Raw genomic sequence first — 17,151 nt, forward strand, 5'->3', positions numbered from 1 at the left:
GCCTCGTCCGTGGCGGTTCAGGCGCAGGCCTTCAGGGCCTGGGCAATGTCGGCGAGCAGGTCGTCGATGTCTTCCAGCCCCACCGACAGGCGCACCAGCCCTTCCGAGATGCCATGCTCGGCACGCTCCTGCTGGGTATAGCTGGAGTGGGTCATGCTCGCCGGGTGCTGGGCCAGCGACTCGGCATCGCCCAGGCTCACCGCGCGGCTGAACAGCTGCAGGGCGTTCATGAAGCGACGGCCGGCCTCGATCCCGCCCTTGAGTTCGAAGGCGATCATGCCGCCCGGCAGGCGCATCTGCCGCTGGGCCAACGCGTACTGCGGGAAGGACGGCAGGCCCGGGTAGTGCAGCAGCTCGACCTGTGATTGTTCGGCGAGGAACTCGGCCACCTGCTGGGCATTGGCGCAGTGACGGTCCATGCGCAGGGCCAGGGTCTTGATGCCGCGCATCAGCAGCGCCGCGTCATGGGGCGACAGCACCGCGCCGGTCATGTCCTTGAGCCCTTCCAGGCGGATGCGGTCAATCAGCGCCTTGCGCCCGACCACCAGACCGGCGGTGATGTCGCCATGCCCGGACAGGTACTTGGTGGCCGAATGCACCACCAGGTCCACGCCCAACTCCAGCGGGCGTTGCAGGTAGGGCGTGCAGTAGGTGTTGTCGACCACGATGCTCAAATCATGGCCACGGGCGGCATCGACCACCGCGGCGATATCCACCAGCTGCATGTTGGGGTTGGCGGGGGTTTCGAAATAGATCATCCGCGTCTTCGGCGTGATCGCGGCCTGCAGTGCCGGGATGTCGTTGAGGTCGACATGGCGGATCTTCACGCCGAACTCGCCGATGCCGTGGTGCAGGTAGGCGAAGGTGCAGCCGTACAGGGTGCTGCCGACGATCAGCTCGTCACCGGGGCGTAGCAGGGTCCATAGCGTGGCGGTGATGGCACCCATGCCGGAGGCCAGCGCCAACCCGGCCTCGCCCCCTTCCAGGGACGCCATGCGCTGCTCGAGCAGGGCCAGGGTCGGATTGGAAATGCGGCTATAGAAATGCCCCGGTTCCTCGCCCGCGAAGCAAGCGGCGCCGTACTCGACGGTGGGGAAGGCATAAGTGGCGGTCTGGTAAACCGGCGGCACCAGGGCGCCGCCGTGGGACAGCGGGTCATAGCCATGGTGGATGGCCCGCGTGGAGAAACCGGTGTTCTTGTTGGAGTCGCGCATGGCAACAGCCTCTTGTGGTTTGTTATAAGCTTATGCCACCAAGCTGCCGCGCTTTTTCCAAATTTGCCCACGCAATTGCGCAAGTTTTGAAAGAAAAACAACAAAAACAGAACCAGGAGGGCAAGACATGCCTTCAGCTCTCGACCGTACCGACCGCGCCCTGCTCGCCGCCCTGCAGGACAACGCCCGCCTGACCGTCTCCGAACTCGCCGACCAGGTCGCCTTGACCACCTCGCCCTGCTGGCGGCGGGTCAAGCTGCTGGAGGACAACGGCTACATCACCGGCTACCAGGCCATTCTTTCACCCAAGTCGCTGGGCTTCGGGGTGACCGCGTTCGTCAGCATCATGATGGACTCGCACACCAAGGAGATGGCCCTGGCGTTCGAGCAGCGGCTGATGGAGATTCCCGAGATCGTCGCCTGCCACAACATCTCCGGGCGCTATGACTTTTTGCTGGAGATCCTGGCGCGGGACCTGGAGTCGTTCGGCGAGTTCACCCGGGAGGTGCTGCAACGGTTGCCGGGGGTGAAGGAGATCTATTCGAGCTTTTCGTACAAGGCGGTGAAGGAGCGGCGGGTGATTCCGGTTTCGGAGAAACATATCTAGCAAGCCGGGGGCGCGCTGCGCCCCATTCGCGGCACAAGGCCGCTCCTACAGGGGACCGCGCAGTTCTGTAGGAGCGGCCTTGTGCCGCGAAAGGGCTGCACAGCAGCCCCAGCTCTCCCGATCCAAACAAAAAACCCCGCCGAAGCGGGGTTTCTCAGATCACGCGGTTACTCAGATCGCGCCGCGCTGACGCAGCACATCCAGCACCAACTTGACACCCTCATCGACGCTGACCGACTGGGTGTCGATCACCAGGTCCGCATCCAACGGCACATCGAACGGGAAGCTCTCGCCCGGAATGTTGTCGCCACCGGCCGCGTACAGCCCCTGTGGATCACGCTCACGGCACACCAGCGGCGACGCCTGCACATAGACGGTGACCAGACGCTCCTTGCCGATCAGCGCCTTGGCCTGCTCGCGGCCTTCGGCATCCGGGGCAACGAACGCTGCCAGGGTCAGCAGGCCGGCCTCGTTGAACTGGCGCGCCACATGGGCGGCGCGGCGCCAGTTCTCGGTGCGGCCGGCGCGGTCCTGCGGCAGGCCCTTGTTCAGGTCGTGGCGCAGGTTCTGGCCATCGAGCACATAGACCGCACGCCCCATGTCGAACAGCTTGCGCTCCACGGCGTAGGCCAGGGTGCTCTTGCCAGCGCCGGACAGGCCGCTGAACAGCACGGTGGCCGGCTGCTGGCCGAAGCGCAGGGCACGCTCCTCGGTGGACACATGGGCCAGCTTGCCGTGCTGACCGGTGCTGCCGTGCGGCAGTACCGGCGGGGCGATGATCATGCCGGCGCCGACGGTGCCGTTGGTCAGGCGGTCGATGACGATGAACGCGCCGGTGGTGCGGTTGCTCTCATAGCCGTCCAGGGCGATGGCGCTGTCCAGCGCGACCTTGACCCGGCCGATCTCGTTGAGCTGCAGTGCGCTGGCGGCGCCTTGCTCCAGGGTGTTCACATCGACCTTGTGGGTGATGCTGGCAATCGAGCCCGGCACGTAGCTGGTGGCGCGCTTGATGTCGTATTTCTTGCCCGGGAGCATCGGCTCCTCGGCCATCCACACCAGCATGGCGTCGAACTGGTCGGTGACCGACGGTACGTTGTCGGCATGCACCAGCAAGTCGCCACGGGAGATGTCGATCTCGTCTTCCATGGTCAGGGTCACGGCCTGGCCGGGGCCGGCGTTCTCCAACTCGCCTTCATAGGTGACGATGGACTTGACCCGGCTGCTCTTGCCCGACGGCAGCACGACGATCTCGTCACCCTTGTGCACCACGCCACCGGCGATGGTGCCGGCGAAGCCGCGGAAGTTCAGGTTCGGACGGTTGACGTACTGTACCGGGAAGCGCAGGTCGGTGACGTTGCGGTCGGCGGCGATCTCGACGGTTTCGAGGATCTCCATCAGCGCAGGGCCCGTGTACCACGGCGAACGCTCGCTGCGGTTGACCACGTTGTCGCCCTTGAGCGCCGACATGGGCACGAAGTGCAGGCTCGATGGCTTGAGGTTGATGCCCTCGGCGAACTTCAGGTAGTCGGCCTTGATCGACTCGAAGACCTGCTCGTCGAAGCCTTTGAGGTCCATCTTGTTGACCGCGACGACGATGTGCTTGATGCCCAGCAACGAGGCGATATAGCTGTGCCGGCGGGTCTGGGTCTGCACGCCGTAGCGGGCATCGACCAGGATGATCGCCAGGTCGCACGTGGACGCGCCGGTGGCCATGTTGCGGGTGTACTGCTCGTGGCCCGGGGTGTCGGCGATGATGAACTTGCGCTTGGCGGTGGAGAAGTAGCGGTAGGCGACATCGATGGTGATGCCCTGCTCGCGCTCGGCCTGCAGGCCATCCACCAGCAGCGCCAGGTCGACGTCCTCGCCGGTGGTGCCGGACTTTTTCGAGTCGCGGGTGATGGCCTCGAGGTGGTCCTCGTAGATCATCTTCGAGTCGTGCAGCAGGCGCCCGATCAGGGTGCTCTTGCCGTCGTCCACGTTGCCGCAGGTGAGGAAGCGCAGCAGCTCTTTACGCTCGTGCTGGGCCAGGTAGGCGAGGATGTCCTCGCTGATCAAATCGGATTGGTGCGACATGGAGGAAACCCTGAAATTAGAAGTAGCCTTGGCGTTTTTTGTCTTCCATGGAACCGGCGCCATCGTGGTCGATGACGCGGCCCTGGCGCTCGGACGTTCGGGTCAGGAGCATTTCCTGGATGATGTCCGTCAGGGTCTCGGCTTCAGACTCGACCGCGCCCGTCAGCGGGTAGCAGCCCAGGGTACGGAAACGCACTTTCTTCTTGACGATGCGCGCCTTTTCCTCGTCGCTCAGGTGCTCGAGGATGCGCTCGTCGTCGATCATGATCAGGGTGCCGTTCTTCTCGATCACTTCGCGCTCGGCGGCGAAGTACAGCGGCACGATCGGAATGCCTTCGAGGTAGATGTACTGCCAGATGTCCAGCTCGGTCCAGTTCGACAGCGGGAACACGCGGATCGACTCGCCCTTGTTGACCTTGCCGTTGTAGATGTTCCACAGCTCCGGGCGCTGGTTCTTCGGGTCCCAGCGGTGCTTGCTGTCACGGAACGAGTAGACGCGCTCCTTGGCCCGCGACTTCTCTTCGTCGCGGCGCGCGCCACCGAAGGCGGCGTCGAAGCCATGCTTGTCCAGCGCCTGCTTCAGGCCCTGGGTCTTCATGATGTCGGTGTGCTTGGAGCTGCCATGGGTGAACGGGTTGATGCCCTGCGCCACACCCTCGGGGTTGACGTGGGTGATCAGCTCCAGGCCCATCTCTTCGACCATCTTGTCGCGGAAGCGGTACATCTCCTGGAACTTCCACTGGGTGTCGACGTGCATCACCGGGAACGGCAGCTTGCCCGGGAAGAACGCCTTGCGCGCCAGGTGCAGCATGACCGCGGAATCCTTGCCGATCGAGTACAGCATCACCGGGTTGTCGAACTCGGCGGCCACCTCGCGGATGATGTGGATGCTCTCCGCCTCCAGCTGTTTCAAGTGCGTCAGATTGTCGACCATGGCTACTCACGAAAAACGATCTTATGGACGGCCTGCGGGCCGTGTTCGAGCGAGCCACTTTATCACAGCACCTGATTCTATTTAGGAGGCTGCCTAGATCGAAACAATCTAACGATATGACTGGGGGTTTGGGCCCTGCAGGAGCGGCCTTGTGCCGCGAAAGGGCTGCAAAGCAGCCCCGGCGATTTATGCATAAACGCTGAAATCCTGGGGCTGCTTCGCAGCCCTTTCGCGGCGCAAGGCCGCTCCTACAGGAAGCCGTATCCGCCGTCCGCGGTGGATCAGATCGGATTCGGACAATCGATGAACAGGTGCTCGACCGCGAACCGCCGCGCCAGGTAGTCCCCCAGCGCCTGCACGCCATAGCGCTCGGTGGCGTGGTGCCCGGCGGCGATGAAGCTCACGCCGTTCTCGCGGGCACTGTGGAAGGTCTGCTCGGAGGCCTCGCCACTGATGAACAGGTCGACCCCGGCGGCGATGGCGGTGTCGATGTAACCCTGCCCGCCCCCGGTGCACCAGCCGACCCGGCGGATCATCTGCTCACCCTCGACGACCAACGGCTCGCGCCCCAGCGCCTCGCGTACCCGACGGGCGAAGTCCCGCGCCGACACCGGTTCCGCCAGCGAACCGACCAGGCCGACCACCTTGGGATTGTTCGGGTCCAGCGGGCCTTCGACCGTGATATCCAACTGGCGCGCCAGCTGCACGTTGTTGCCCACTTCCGGGTGCACGTCCAGCGGCAGGTGGAAGGCCAGCAGGCTGATGTCGTGCTTGAGCAGGGTCTTCAGGCGCCGCTGCTTGATCCCGGTGATGCACGGGTTTTCGCCCTTCCAGAAGTAGCCATGGTGCACCAGCACCAGGTCGGCCTCGGCCTCGACCGCCGCGTCCAGCAGCGCCTGGCTGGCGGTCACGCCGCTGACGATACGGCTGACCTGGGGGCGGCCCTCGACCTGCAGGCCGTTGGGGCAGTAGTCCTGGATCTTCGCGCTGCCCAGGTAGCGCTCGGCTTCCTCGACCAGGGTATTGAGGGCGACGGCCATGAAAAATCTCCTCGAATTCGGCGTTGCGACAGGGCGCGAGGCCCTATAATGGCCGCCATTATGGGCCGTCGCCGGTTTCGGGGGAACCGCTGTCAGGTACTCCCCTTCGCGGGGCAAGCCCGCTCCCACGCCGTGCGCGAAAGGCGTGGGAGCGGGCTTGCCCCGCGATACACCAACCGTCGCCGTCCGGATTTTTCACGTGTATGATCGCGCGCGCTCGCCCCGGGCCGAACTGACATGGCCCCCGCCCTACTCCCAGGATTCATTCATGTTCAAGGCTCTGCGTTACTTCGGCTGGCCCCTGCTCACCGGCGTGCTGATCGCCATCCTGATCATCCAGCGCTTCCCGCAATGGGTCGGCCTGCCCAGCCAGGACGTCAACCTGCAGCAGGCCCCGCAAACCACGAAGATCATGCAGGGCCCGGTGTCCTACGCCGATGCAGTGACCCTGGCCGCGCCCGCGGTGGTCAACCTGTACACTACCAAGGTGGTGAACAAGAGCGCCCACCCGCTGTTCGAAGACCCGCAGTTCCGCCGCTTCTTCGGCGACAACCTGCCCAAGCAGCGGCGCTGGGAGTCGAGCCTGGGCTCGGCGGTGATCATGAGCCCGGAAGGCTATCTGCTGACCAACAACCACGTCACCAGCGGCGCCGATCAGATCGTCGTGGCCCTCAAGGACGGCCGCGAGACCCTCGCCCGGGTGATCGGCAGCGACCCGGAAACCGACCTGGCGGTGCTCAAGATCGACCTGAAGAACCTGCCGGCGATCACCATCGGTCGCTCCGACAGCATTCATATCGGCGACGTCACCCTGGCCATCGGCAACCCGTTCGGCGTCGGCCAGACCGTGACCATGGGCATCATCAGCGCCACCGGCCGCAACCAGCTGGGCCTGAACAACTACGAAGACTTCATCCAGACTGACGCGGCAATCAACCCGGGCAACTCCGGCGGCGCGCTGGTGGATGCCAACGGCAACCTGGTGGGCATCAACACGGCTATCTTCTCCAAGTCCGGCGGCTCCCAGGGCATCGGCTTCGCCATCCCGGTCAAGCTGGCGCTGGAGGTGATGAAGTCGATCGTCGAGCACGGCCAGGTGATCCGTGGCTGGCTGGGCATCGAGGTACAGCCGCTGAGCCAGGAACTGGCCGAATCGTTCGGCATGCAAGGCCGCCCGGGGATCGTCGTGGCGGGCATCTTCCGCGATGGCCCGGCGGCGCGCGCGGGGCTGCAGCTGGGTGACGTGATCCTGAGCATCAACGGCGAGCCAGCCGGTGACGGGCGCAAATCGATGAATCAGGTGGCGCGGATCAAGCCCAACGAGAAGATCACCATCGAGGTGGTGCGCAATGGGCAGCAGCTGAAGCTGGTGGCCGAGGTGGGGCTGCGACCGCCGCCGGCGCCGGTGGCCACCAAAGAAGAGAAGTGATATTGCTTGATTGGGGCTGCTTTGCAGCCCTTTCGCGGCACAAGGCCGCTCCTACAAGGATCGCGTTGTTCCTGTAGGAGCGGCCTTGTGCCGCGAAAGGGCCGCAAAGCGGCCCCGACTGCATCAATGCAGGATCTGGCTCAGGAACAGCTTGGTCCGATCACTGCGCGGCCGGTCGAAGAAATCATCCGGCGCGGCCTGCTCGACGATCTCCCCCTTGTCCATGAAGATCACCCGGTTCGCCACGGTGCGGGCAAAGCCCATCTCGTGGGTCACGCAGAGCATGGTCATGCCGTCCTCGGCCAGGCTGACCATGGTGTCGAGCACCTCCTTGACCATCTCCGGGTCCAGCGCCGAAGTCGGCTCGTCGAACAGCATGATCTTCGGCTTCATGCACAGCGCCCGGGCAATCGCCACCCGCTGCTGCTGACCACCGGACAACTGCCCCGGGTACTTGTGCGCCTGCTCCGGAATGCGCACGCGCTCGAGGAAGTGCATGGCGATTTCCTCGGCCTTGCGCCGCGGCAGCTTGCGCACCCACATCGGCGCCAGGGTGCAGTTCTCCAGGATGGTCAGGTGCGGGAACAGGTTGAAGTGCTGGAACACCATGCCCACCTCGCGGCGGATCGCCTCGATCTGCTTGAGGTCGTTGGTCAGCTCCACGCCGTCGACGACGATGCGACCCTGCTGGTGTTCCTCCAGCCGGTTGAGGCAGCGGATGGTGGTCGACTTGCCCGAGCCGGACGGCCCGCACAGGACGATGCGCTCGCCCTGGCGCACGTTCAGGTTGATGTCCTTGAGCACATGGAACTGGCCGTACCACTTGTTCACGCCCTGCATCTGGATGATGCCTTCGGGGCCGGCAGGCTGCTTGATCGCTTCACTCATTTCGAAACTCCTAACGCTTGTGGCCAGTGTCCAGCTTGCGCTCCAGGTGCATGGAGTAGCGGGACATACCGAAACAGAAAATCCAGAACACCAGGGCGGCGAACACGTAGCCCTCGGTGGCCATGCCCAGCCAGGCCGGGTCGGCCGCTGCCTGCTTGACGCTGTTGAGCAGGTCGAACAGGCCGATGATGATCACCAGGCTGGTGTCCTTGAACAGGGCGATGAAGGTGTTGACGATGCCGGGGATCACCAGCTTGAGCGCCTGGGGCAGGATCACCAGGCCCATCGCCCGCCAGTAGCCCAGGCCCATGGCCGCGGCGGCTTCGTACTGGCCCTTGGGGATGGCCTGCAGGCCGCCACGCACCACCTCGGCGATGTACGCCGACTGGAACAGGATCACGCCGATCATCGCCCGCAGCAGCTTGTCGAAGCTCATGCCCTCGGGCAGGAACAGCGGCAGCATCACCGACGACATGAACAGCACGGTGATCAGCGGCACGCCGCGCCAGAACTCGATAAAGGTCACGCAGACCACCTTCACCGCCGGCATGTTCGAGCGACGTCCCAGCGCCAGCAGGATGCCCAGCGGCAAGGCGCCGACGATACCGACCGTGGCGATCACCAGGGTCAGCATCAGGCCGCCCCACTGGCTGGTGGGCACCGTGTCCAGGCCCAGCGCGCCGCCATGCAGCAGGATGTAGGCGAGGATCGGGTACAGCACCAGGAAGCCCAGGCCGTACACGGCCTTGCGCGGGAAGCGCTTGATGAACAAGGGCGCTGCGCCGAGCACGGCGAGCCACACGGTCAGGTCGACACGCCAGCGCAGTTCCGCCGGGTAGTAGCCGTACATGAACTGGCCGAAGCGCTGCTGGATGAACACCCAGCAGGCGCCCTCCTTGGTGCAGTCGGCGCGGGTGGTGCCGACCCAGTTGGCGTCGATGAACGCCCACTGCACCAGCGGCGGTACGATCAGCCAGACCAGGTACAGGGCGAACAATGTCAGCAGGGTGTTGAGCCAGCTGGAGAACAGGTTGGCCCGCATCCAGGCGAGCACGCCAACGGTCTTCACCGGTGGCGGCATGTCGGGTTTGAAAACATGGGCTGTCACGGATGTACCCTCACCGTTCGATCAGCGCAATGCGCTTGTTGTACCAGTTCATCAGCAGCGAAATGCTGATGCTGATGGCGAGATAGACGCTCATGGTGATGGCGATCACCTCGATGGCCTGGCCGGTCTGGTTGAGCACGGTACCGGCGAACAGCGAGACCATCTCCGGGTAGCCGATACCGGCGGCCAGCGACGAGTTCTTCGCCAGGTTCAGGTACTGGCTGGTCAGCGGCGGAATGATCACCCGCAACGCCTGGGGAATGATCACCTTGCGCAGCGTCGGGCCTTCGCGCAGGCCCAGCGAACGGGCCGCCTCGGTCTGGCCATGGCTGACCGAACGGATGCCGGAGCGCACGATCTCGGCGATGAACGCCGCGGTGTAGATGGTCAGCGCCAGGGTCAGCGCCAGCAGCTCGGGGATCAGCACCCAGCCACCGACGAAGTTGAAGCCCTTGAGCTGCGGCACTTCCCAGTGCACCGGGCTGCCGAACAGCAGCGCGCAGACGCCGGGGATGCCGATGAACAGCAGCAGGCCGACCCAGAACTTGTGGAACGGCTCGCCGGTTTCGTCGAAACGCTTGTTGGCGAAACGCACCATCACCGCGATGGAGACGATCGCCAGCGCCAGCGCGATGACGAACGGCCAGAAGCCCTCGGCCATCGAGGCGCCGGGCATGTTCAGGCCGCGGTTGCTGATGAAGAAGGTATCGTCGATGTTGATGCTGCCCCGTGGCCCCGGCAGGGTCAGGAACACGGCGAAGTACCAGAACAGGATCTGCAGCAGCGGCGGAATGTTGCGGAAGGTCTCCACGTACACCGTTGCCAGCTTGTTGATCATCCAGTTCGGCGACAGCCGCGCCACGCCGATGATGAAGCCCAGCAGCGTCGCCAGGATGATGCCGATGAAGGTCACCAGCAGGGTGTTGAGCAGGCCGATGACGAACACCCGGGCGTAGCTGTCCGATTCCACGTAGGGGATCAGGTGCTGGGCGATGCCGAAGCCGGCGCTGCGCTCGAGGAAATCGAAGCCCGAGGTGATGCCCCGGTGCTGCAAGTTGGTCTGCGTATTGTGGAACAGGTACCAGCCCAGGCCCACCACGAAGACCACCGTGAGGATCTGGAACAGCCACGCGCGCACACGTGGATCACTAAGGGAAAACCCTTTCCGTGCGCCGATTTGATTTTGCATGAAGTGCCCCGAAAAGAAGGGATTCGAACGACCCGCGGCGGCAGGATGCCGCCGCGGGGTGCAACCATCAGCGCACCGGTGGCGCGTACTGGATGCCGCCGTTGTTCCACAGGGCGTTCATGCCACGGTCGATCTTCAGGTCGGTGCTCTGGCCCAGGTTCTTCTCGAACACTTCGCCATAGTTGCCGACTTGCTTGACGATCTGCACTACCCAGTCCTTGGGCAGCTTGAGGTCCTTGCCATACTCGCCATCGGCGCCCAGCAGGCGGGCGACGTCAGGGTTCTTGGTGGACTTGGCCTCGGCCTCGACGTTCTTCGAGGTGACGCCGGCCTCTTCGGCATTGAGCATGGCGAACAGGGTCCACTTGACGATGCTGAACCACTCCTCGTCGCCCTTGCGCACTACCGGGCCCAGTGGTTCCTTGGAGATGGTCTCCGGCAGCACGACGTACTCGGTCGGCGCGGCCAGCTTGGAACGCTGGGCGAACAGCTGCGACTTGTCCGAGGTCAGCACGTCGCAACGGCCGGACTCCAGCGACTTGGCGCTTTCGTCGGAAGTGTCGAAGGTGATCGGGGTGTACTTCAGGCCATTGGCGCGGAAGTAGTCGGAAACGTTCAGCTCGGTGGTGGTACCAGCCTGGATGCAGATGGTCGCGCCGTCGAGTTCCTTGGCGCTGGAGACGCCGAGTTTCTTGTTGGCGAGGAAGCCGACGCCGTCGTAGTAGGTGACGCCGGCGAACACCAGGCCCATCCCGGCATCGCGCGAGCTGGTCCAGGTGGTGTTGCGCGACAGCACGTCGACTTCGCCGGACTGCAGCGCGGTGAAGCGCTCCTTGGCGTTGAGCTGGCTGAACTTGACCTTGGTCGCGTCGCCGAAGACCGCGGCGGCCACGGCGCGGCACACATCGGCGTCGATGCCGACGATCTTGCCTTGCGCGTCCGGCACGGAGAAGCCTGGAAGACCATCGCTCACGCCACACTGGACGAAGCCCTTCTTCTTCACCGCGTCGAGGGTGGCGCCGGCCTGGGCGAAGCTGGTGGCGCCCAGCGCGGCGGCGGCGGTCAGGACTGCCAGGGTGGTTTTCAACATCTTCATCAACAACCTCCAAATCGCTCTTGTTGTATGAGCCGGAATTGCACCGCACCCTTATGAGGCGCATCCGACCCCTTGTTGGCTTGTTTTTGGGTCAATTGGCGCAATGGGCTGTTCTGTGACAGCCTTCTATCCACACGAGGGGTGTTACCGTCAGCGGCTCACCCCTACGCATAACCGATACATAGCAAAGGCCGTACCACAGTCGAAGGCTTAAGCGATTAAGCGGGCGTCAAGTACGAAAAGTTGTAGAGTTGCGACATTCTTTTCTGGCATTAACCGTCATCGCCTTCTTTTTACGCACTCAATCCGTACGCACGCACTCTTTCGGAGCAGTCATGACCCAGCCGTTGATCCTCGAACCCCAGAAACCCGCCGACGCCTGTGTGATCTGGTTGCACGGCCTGGGGGCCGACCGTTACGACTTCCTACCGGTGGCCGAATTCCTCCAGGAACGCCTGCTGAGCACCCGCTTCATCATGCCCCAGGCCCCCACCCGCCCGGTGACCATCAACGGTGGCTACCAGATGCCCAGCTGGTACGACATCAAGGCCATGACCCCGGCGCGGGCCATCGACGAAGCACAGTTGGAAGAGTCCGCCGAACAGGTCATCGCGCTGATCAAGGACGAGCAGGCCAAGGGCATCAGCCTGTCGCGCATCTTCCTGGCCGGTTTCTCCCAGGGCGGCGCGGTGGTGCTGCACACCGCCTATATAAAGTGGCAGGAAGCCCTGGGCGGGGTGATCGCCCTGTCCACCTACGCACCGACCTTCACCGACGGCCAGCAGCTGAGCGCCTGTCAGCAGCGCACCCCGGCGCTGTGCCTGCACGGCGTGCACGACCCGGTGGTGATCCCGTCGATGGGCCGCACCGCGTTCGAGTACCTCAACACCTGGGGCGTCGCCGCCCGCTGGTACGAGTACCCGATGGAGCACGAAGTGGTGGTCGAGGAACTCAACGACATCCATGAATGGCTGGGCCGCCAGCTGCAGTAACCCTGTAGCCCGTCATGCATTGCACTACGCCGCGCCCGATTCTTGCATTACACTGCCCGGCGTACATTCCTTAACCAGTTGACGAGACGACCGTGCTCAAGGCACTCAAGAAAATATTCGCCAAGGGAGACGCCGCGCCGCAGGCCGCCGAGCCCGTCGCCGTGACCCCGCCCGCACCGGCCGCGCAACCGGCTGTCGAGAAGGCGCCAGCGCACCAGCACGCCAAGCCCAGGCCCGCTGCGAAATCACAGGCCGAACCCCAACCCGCCGAGCAGCCGCGCGCCGAGCAGCCCGCCCGGGACAAGCCGCGCCGCGAACGCAAGCCCAAGCCCAAGCCCAAGCCCCAGGCCAGCCTGTGGAAGCCCGAGGACTTCGTGGTCGAGCCGCAGGAAGGCAAGACCCGCTTCCACGACTTCAAGCTCTCCAACGAGCTGATGCACGCCATCCACGACCTCGGCTTCCCCTACTGCACGCCGATCCAGGCCCAGGTCCTGGGCCACACCCTGCGTGGCCAGGACGCCATCGGCCGGGCCCAGACCGGCACCGGCAAGACCGCCGCGTTCCTGATCTCGATCATCTCGCAGCTGCAGCAGGTGCCGCCGCCCAAGGAACGCTACATGGGCGAGCCGCGGGCACTGATCATCGCCCCGACCCGCGAGCTGGTGGTGCAGATCGCCAAGGATGCCCAGGCCCTGACCAAGTACAGCGGCCTGAACGTGATGAGCTTCGTCGGCGGCATGGACTTCGACAAGCAGCTGAAATCGCTGGAAGCCCGCCACTGCGACATCCTGGTGGCCACCCCCGGCCGCCTGCTGGACTTCAACCAGCGCGGCGAGGTGCACCTGGACATGGTCGAGGTGCTGGTGCTGGACGAGGCCGACCGCATGCTCGACATGGGCTTCATCCCCCAGGTCCGCCAGATCATCCGCCAGACCCCGCCCAAGAGCGAGCGCCAGACCCTGCTGTTCTCGGCCACCTTCACCGATGACGTGATGAACCTGGCCAAGCAGTGGACCACCGACCCGGCCATCGTCGAGATCGAGCCGGAGAACGTGGCCAGCGAAACCGTCGAGCAGCACGTCTACGCCGTGGCCGGCAGCGACAAGTACAAGCTGCTGTACAACCTGGTCACGCAGAACAAGTGGGAACGGGTGATGGTGTTCGCCAACCGCAAGGACGAGGTGCGGCGCATCGAGGAGAAACTGGTGCGCGACGGCATCAACGCCGCCCAGCTGTCGGGCGACGTGCCGCAGCACAAGCGCATCCGCACCCTGGAGAATTTCCGCGAGGGGCGCATCAGCGTGCTGGTGGCCACCGACGTGGCCGGGCGCGGCATCCATATCGACGGCATCAGCCACGTGATCAACTTCACCCTGCCGGAAGATCCGGACGACTACGTGCACCGCATCGGCCGTACCGGTCGCGCGGGCAGCAGTGGTGTGTCGATCAGCTTTGCCGGCGAGGACGATTCGTACCAGCTGCCGGCGATCGAGGAGCTGCTGGGGCGCAAGATCAAGTGCGAAATGCCGCCGGACGAGCTGCTGAAGCCGGTGCCGCGCAAGCATCATTGATCTTCAAGGCCGCTTACCTCCCTGTAGGAGCGGCCTTGTGCCGCGAAAGGGCCGCGCAGCGGCCCCAGCAATATCTGCATCAATGCTGAAACCCTGGGGCCGCTTTGCGACCCTTTCGCGGCACAAGGCCGCTCCTACAGAAAGCGGCCTTTCCCTAGGACTCCCAGCGCCCCGCCGCATCCTGATCGCTCTGCTTCCCTTCCACCCAGCGCGGCCCATCCTGAGTGCTTTCCTTCTTCCAGAACGGCGCCCGGGTCTTCAGGTAATCCATGATGAAGTTGCAGGCATCGAACGCCGCCTGGCGGTGCGCGCTGGCCACGCCGACGAAGACGATCGGCTCGCCCGGCTCCAGGGCGCCGATGCGGTGCAGCACCTCGACCTTGAGCAACGGCCAGCGCTGCTCGGCCTCGACCACGATCTTGGCCAGGGCCTTCTCGGTCATCCCCGGGTAGTGCTCGAGGAACATCCCGGCCACGTCCAGGCCATCGTTGAAGTCGCGCACGTAGCCGACGAAACCGACCACCGCGCCCACGCCGACATTGGCGGCGTGCATGGCGTTGACCTCGACGCCCGGGTCGAAGGCCGCCTGCTGAACACGTACGGCCACGATCAACCTCCAGTCACGGGTGGGAAGAACGCGATCTCGTCACCCTCTTCCACTGGCTCATCGAGCCGGCACAGCTCTTCGTTGCGGGCGCACATCAGGTTCTGCTCGGCCAGCACCGCGTAGTGCCCGCCCTTGCCCACCAGGGCCTGGCGCACGTCGGCCAGCACCTTGAAGTCGCCTTCCAGACGCTCGGTATCGACGCCCAGCAACTCACGGTAGCGGGCGAAATACATGACCTTGACCTTCATCACCCCTCCACCTTGTAGTGGCCACTCTTGCCGCCGGTCTTCTCCAGCAGGCGCACCTGCTCGATGACCATGCCCTTGTCCACCGCCTTGCACATGTCGTAGATGGTCAGCGCGGCGACGCTGGCGGCGGTCAGGGCTTCCATCTCGACGCCGGTCTGCCCGGCCAGCTTGCAGCGGGCGACGATATGCACCACGTCCTCGCCTTCGGCGGCCAGCTCGACCTTGACGCCGGTGAGCATCAGCGGATGGCACAGCGGGATCAGGTCGCTGGTCTTCTTCGCCGCCTGGATGCCGGCGATGCGCGCCACGGCGAACACGTCGCCCTTGGGGTGTTGGCCATCGACGATCATGCGCAGGGTGTCCGGCAACATGCGCACCCGTGCCTCGGCAATCGCCTCGCGCGCGGTCACGGCCTTTTCAGTGACGTCGACCATGTTGGCGCGCCCCTGGGAATCAAGATGAGTCAGCACTGCTCTGCTCCTGGGTAGGGAGTACAGAGTGTAAACCTGCAGGTCAGCTTTGAGCAGAGGGCAGATCAGCGCATCGCGGGGCAAGCCCGCTCCCACGACGAATCGTGGGAGCGGGCTTGGATTACAGGTGCGACTCGGCGTACTCGGCCAGCACCGAGCGCGGCACGCCCTGCAGGGTGATGTGAACGCCGTGGGGGAAGTCCTTGAAGCGTTCGGTCAGGTAGGTCAGCCCAGAGCTGGTGGCCGACAGGTACGGCGTGTCGATCTGCGCCAGGTTGCCCAGGCAGACCACCTTGGACCCGTTCCCCGCGCGGGTGATGATGGTCTTGATCTGGTGCGGCGTGAGGTTCTGGCACTCGTCGATGAGGATCAGGCTCTGCTGGAAGCTGCGGCCACGGATGTAGTTCAGCGACTTGAACTGCAACGGCACCCGCTCGAGGATGTACTCGACGCTGCCGTGGGTGCTCTCGTCGTCCATGTGCAGTGCTTCGAGGTTGTCGGTGATGGCGCCCAGCCAGGGCTCCATCTTCTCCGCCTCGGTGCCCGGCAGGAAGCCGATCTCCTGGTCCAGCCCCTGCACGCTGCGGGTGGCGATGATGCGCCGGTAGCGCTTGCTGACCATGGTCTGCTCGATGGCCGCGGCCAGCGCCAGGATGGTCTTGCCGGAGCCGGCGGCGCCGGTCAGGTTGACCAGGTGGATATCCGGGTCGAGCAGGGCGAACAGCGCCAGGCTCTGGTGGATGTCCCGTGGCTTGAGGCCCCAGGCTTCCTGGTGCAGCAGCGGCTCCTGGTGCAGGTCGAGCAGTAGCAGCTCGTCGTTGCGAATGCCCTTGATCCAGCCGACGAATCCTTGTTCGTCGATGATGAACTCGTTGATGTGCACCGCCGGCAGGTTGTCGATCAACTGCACCCGGTGCCAGGTACGGCCGCGCTCCTGGCGGGTGTCGACCTTGCTCACGCGGTCCCAGAACGACCCTGTGACCGAGTGGTAGCCCTTGGACAGCAAGGACACGTCGTCGACCAGCTGGTCGGTGCTGTAGTCCTCGGCGGCGATCCCGCAAGCACGCGCCTTCAGGCGCATGTTGATGTCCTTGGTCACCAGCACCACGTCGAGGTCCTTGCGCTTGGCGCGCAGGTCCAGCAACTGGTTGATGATGATGTTGTCGGCGAGGTTCTCGGGGAGCAGGCGGTTCGGCTCGTTGCGCGTGCTCATGAGGATGGACAGGAAACCCTTGGGCCCACTCTTGCCACGCTGGATCGGCACGCCCTGCTCGACATCGCTGGGCGAGGCGTCGCCCAAGGTCTGGTCGATCAGGCGGATGGCCTGGCGACATTCGGCGGCGATGGTGTGTTTGCCAGTCTTGAGCTTGTCGAGTTCCTCCAGCACCGTCATCGGTATGGCGACGTGGTGCTCCTCGAAGTTGAGCAGGGCGTTGGGGTCGTGAATCAGGACGTTGGTATCGAGCACATACAGGATTGGCTGGTTGGAGGAAGGGTTGCGTCCTTGGTCATCCATACTCGTTCACCTTATGTGAAAGCCACACGGCGCGAACGGCTGCGCCGCAGAGTGACTGCCGTTCTTCCCGTATCCGCGTCGTTACGGGCGGGAAGCTCACCTGGCAAGGAGGGCGTGGATGACGCCACCTGTGCTGCAGGGTTCGGCTGTCTGGTTCCTTGATACCGCA

At 64.5% G+C, this 17,151-nt stretch carries 16 protein-coding genes; 4 read left to right on the top strand and 12 right to left on the bottom strand.

Annotated features, from left to right (window positions below; all coding sequences use genetic code 11):
• Nucleotides 1–17: 17 nt before the first annotated feature.
• A complete protein-coding gene (locus tag VUG52_RS22450) occupies nt 18–1,214 on the bottom strand; it encodes a methionine gamma-lyase (protein WP_050703827.1) in 1,197 nt (398 codons plus the stop codon).
• A 127-nt stretch (nt 1,215–1,341) separates the two neighbouring features.
• Here VUG52_RS22450 and VUG52_RS22455 point away from each other — a divergent pair, with 127 nt between their 5' ends.
• Nucleotides 1,342–1,821, top strand: coding sequence for an Lrp/AsnC family transcriptional regulator (locus VUG52_RS22455; RefSeq protein WP_028689769.1), 480 nt, complete (start codon nt 1,342–1,344; stop codon nt 1,819–1,821).
• Nucleotides 1,822–1,992: 171 nt separating this feature from the next.
• Here VUG52_RS22455 and cysN read toward each other — a convergent pair whose 3' ends face one another.
• The 3 genes from cysN to VUG52_RS22470 all read right to left on the bottom strand — a co-directional run bounded on the left by cysN (nt 1,993) and on the right by VUG52_RS22470 (nt 5,868).
• Nucleotides 1,993–3,894 (bottom strand): sulfate adenylyltransferase subunit CysN, encoded by a 1,902-nt coding sequence (cysN, locus tag VUG52_RS22460; protein WP_198745889.1) that lies wholly within the window; start codon nt 3,892–3,894, stop codon nt 1,993–1,995.
• Nucleotides 3,895–3,910: 16 nt separating this feature from the next.
• Nucleotides 3,911–4,828, bottom strand: a complete 918-nt coding sequence (cysD, locus tag VUG52_RS22465) for a sulfate adenylyltransferase subunit CysD (protein ID WP_011535568.1) — start codon at nt 4,826–4,828, stop codon at nt 3,911–3,913.
• Nucleotides 4,829–5,109: 281 nt separating this feature from the next.
• Entirely contained in the window at nt 5,110–5,868 is a 759-nt protein-coding gene (locus tag VUG52_RS22470; RefSeq protein ID WP_028689771.1) for a Nif3-like dinuclear metal center hexameric protein, read from the bottom strand.
• Between the two features lie 268 nt (nt 5,869–6,136).
• On the opposite strand from VUG52_RS22470, the gene algW reads away from it, so the two are divergent.
• On the top strand, nt 6,137–7,297 hold the full coding sequence (algW, locus tag VUG52_RS22475; protein ID WP_050703825.1) for a Do family serine endopeptidase AlgW: 1,161 nt from the start codon (nt 6,137–6,139) through the stop codon (nt 7,295–7,297).
• 123 nt (nt 7,298–7,420) lie between these two features.
• On the opposite strand, the gene VUG52_RS22480 is transcribed toward algW, so the two are convergent.
• From VUG52_RS22480 to VUG52_RS22495, 4 genes are all read right to left on the bottom strand, one after another.
• Complete coding sequence (locus tag VUG52_RS22480) at nt 7,421–8,185, bottom strand: amino acid ABC transporter ATP-binding protein (RefSeq protein WP_050703824.1); 765 nt, start codon at nt 8,183–8,185, stop codon at nt 7,421–7,423.
• Nucleotides 8,186–8,195: 10 nt separating this feature from the next.
• Nucleotides 8,196–9,293 (bottom strand): amino acid ABC transporter permease, encoded by a 1,098-nt coding sequence (locus VUG52_RS22485; RefSeq protein ID WP_050703823.1) that lies wholly within the window; start codon nt 9,291–9,293, stop codon nt 8,196–8,198.
• Nucleotides 9,294–9,303: 10 nt separating this feature from the next.
• Entirely contained in the window at nt 9,304–10,482 is a 1,179-nt protein-coding gene (locus tag VUG52_RS22490; RefSeq protein WP_050703822.1) for an amino acid ABC transporter permease, read from the bottom strand.
• A 67-nt stretch (nt 10,483–10,549) separates the two neighbouring features.
• Nucleotides 10,550–11,578 carry an amino acid ABC transporter substrate-binding protein gene (locus VUG52_RS22495; protein WP_023629381.1) on the bottom strand — a complete coding sequence of 343 codons (1,029 nt, stop codon included), beginning with the start codon at nt 11,576–11,578 and terminating at the stop codon, nt 10,550–10,552.
• Between the two features lie 335 nt (nt 11,579–11,913).
• Here VUG52_RS22495 and VUG52_RS22500 point away from each other — a divergent pair, with 335 nt between their 5' ends.
• A complete protein-coding gene (locus tag VUG52_RS22500; protein WP_331832099.1) occupies nt 11,914–12,570 on the top strand; it encodes an alpha/beta hydrolase in 657 nt (218 codons plus the stop codon).
• Between the two features lie 92 nt (nt 12,571–12,662).
• Nucleotides 12,663–14,141 carry an ATP-dependent RNA helicase RhlB gene (gene rhlB, locus VUG52_RS22505; protein ID WP_331832100.1) on the top strand — a complete coding sequence of 493 codons (1,479 nt, stop codon included), beginning with the start codon at nt 12,663–12,665 and terminating at the stop codon, nt 14,139–14,141.
• Between the two features lie 154 nt (nt 14,142–14,295).
• On the opposite strand, the gene moaE is transcribed toward rhlB, so the two are convergent.
• The 4 genes from moaE to VUG52_RS22525 all read right to left on the bottom strand — a co-directional run bounded on the left by moaE (nt 14,296) and on the right by VUG52_RS22525 (nt 16,982).
• Nucleotides 14,296–14,748, bottom strand: a complete 453-nt coding sequence (gene moaE / locus VUG52_RS22510; RefSeq protein ID WP_050703819.1) for a molybdopterin synthase catalytic subunit MoaE — start codon at nt 14,746–14,748, stop codon at nt 14,296–14,298.
• A gap of 2 nt (nt 14,749–14,750) precedes the next feature.
• Nucleotides 14,751–14,996: a molybdopterin converting factor subunit 1 gene (moaD, locus tag VUG52_RS22515; protein ID WP_050703818.1), complete on the bottom strand. Its 246-nt coding sequence runs from the start codon at nt 14,994–14,996 to the stop codon at nt 14,751–14,753.
• Nucleotides 14,996–15,466, bottom strand: a complete 471-nt coding sequence (gene moaC / locus VUG52_RS22520; RefSeq protein WP_046857035.1) for a cyclic pyranopterin monophosphate synthase MoaC — start codon at nt 15,464–15,466, stop codon at nt 14,996–14,998. The genes moaD and moaC overlap by 1 nt, the downstream gene beginning before the upstream one ends.
• Before the next feature lie 121 nt (nt 15,467–15,587).
• A complete protein-coding gene (locus VUG52_RS22525; RefSeq protein WP_011535580.1) occupies nt 15,588–16,982 on the bottom strand; it encodes a PhoH family protein in 1,395 nt (464 codons plus the stop codon).
• Between the last annotated feature and the right edge of the window lie 169 nt (nt 16,983–17,151).

Source organism: Pseudomonas sp. LH21 (assembly GCF_036549575.1).
Classification (GTDB): domain Bacteria; phylum Pseudomonadota; class Gammaproteobacteria; order Pseudomonadales; family Pseudomonadaceae; genus Aquipseudomonas; species Aquipseudomonas peradeniyensis.

Coding starts and splice junctions, on each gene's coding strand:
- moaD (WP_050703818.1), bottom strand. CDS start 14,996: ATGAAGGTCAAGGTCATGTATTTCGCCCGCTACCGTGAGTTGCTGGGC.
- cysN (WP_198745889.1), bottom strand. CDS start 3,894: ATGTCGCACCAATCCGATTTGATCAGCGAGGACATCCTCGCCTACCTG.
- VUG52_RS22450 (WP_050703827.1), bottom strand. CDS start 1,214: ATGCGCGACTCCAACAAGAACACCGGTTTCTCCACGCGGGCCATCCAC.
- cysD (WP_011535568.1), bottom strand. CDS start 4,828: ATGGTCGACAATCTGACGCACTTGAAACAGCTGGAGGCGGAGAGCATC.
- VUG52_RS22500 (WP_331832099.1), top strand. CDS start 11,914: ATGACCCAGCCGTTGATCCTCGAACCCCAGAAACCCGCCGACGCCTGT.
- algW (WP_050703825.1), top strand. CDS start 6,137: ATGTTCAAGGCTCTGCGTTACTTCGGCTGGCCCCTGCTCACCGGCGTG.
- VUG52_RS22455 (WP_028689769.1), top strand. CDS start 1,342: ATGCCTTCAGCTCTCGACCGTACCGACCGCGCCCTGCTCGCCGCCCTG.
- VUG52_RS22495 (WP_023629381.1), bottom strand. CDS start 11,578: ATGAAGATGTTGAAAACCACCCTGGCAGTCCTGACCGCCGCCGCCGCG.
- VUG52_RS22525 (WP_011535580.1), bottom strand. CDS start 16,982: ATGGATGACCAAGGACGCAACCCTTCCTCCAACCAGCCAATCCTGTAT.
- VUG52_RS22480 (WP_050703824.1), bottom strand. CDS start 8,185: ATGAGTGAAGCGATCAAGCAGCCTGCCGGCCCCGAAGGCATCATCCAG.
- VUG52_RS22470 (WP_028689771.1), bottom strand. CDS start 5,868: ATGGCCGTCGCCCTCAATACCCTGGTCGAGGAAGCCGAGCGCTACCTG.
- VUG52_RS22490 (WP_050703822.1), bottom strand. CDS start 10,482: ATGCAAAATCAAATCGGCGCACGGAAAGGGTTTTCCCTTAGTGATCCA.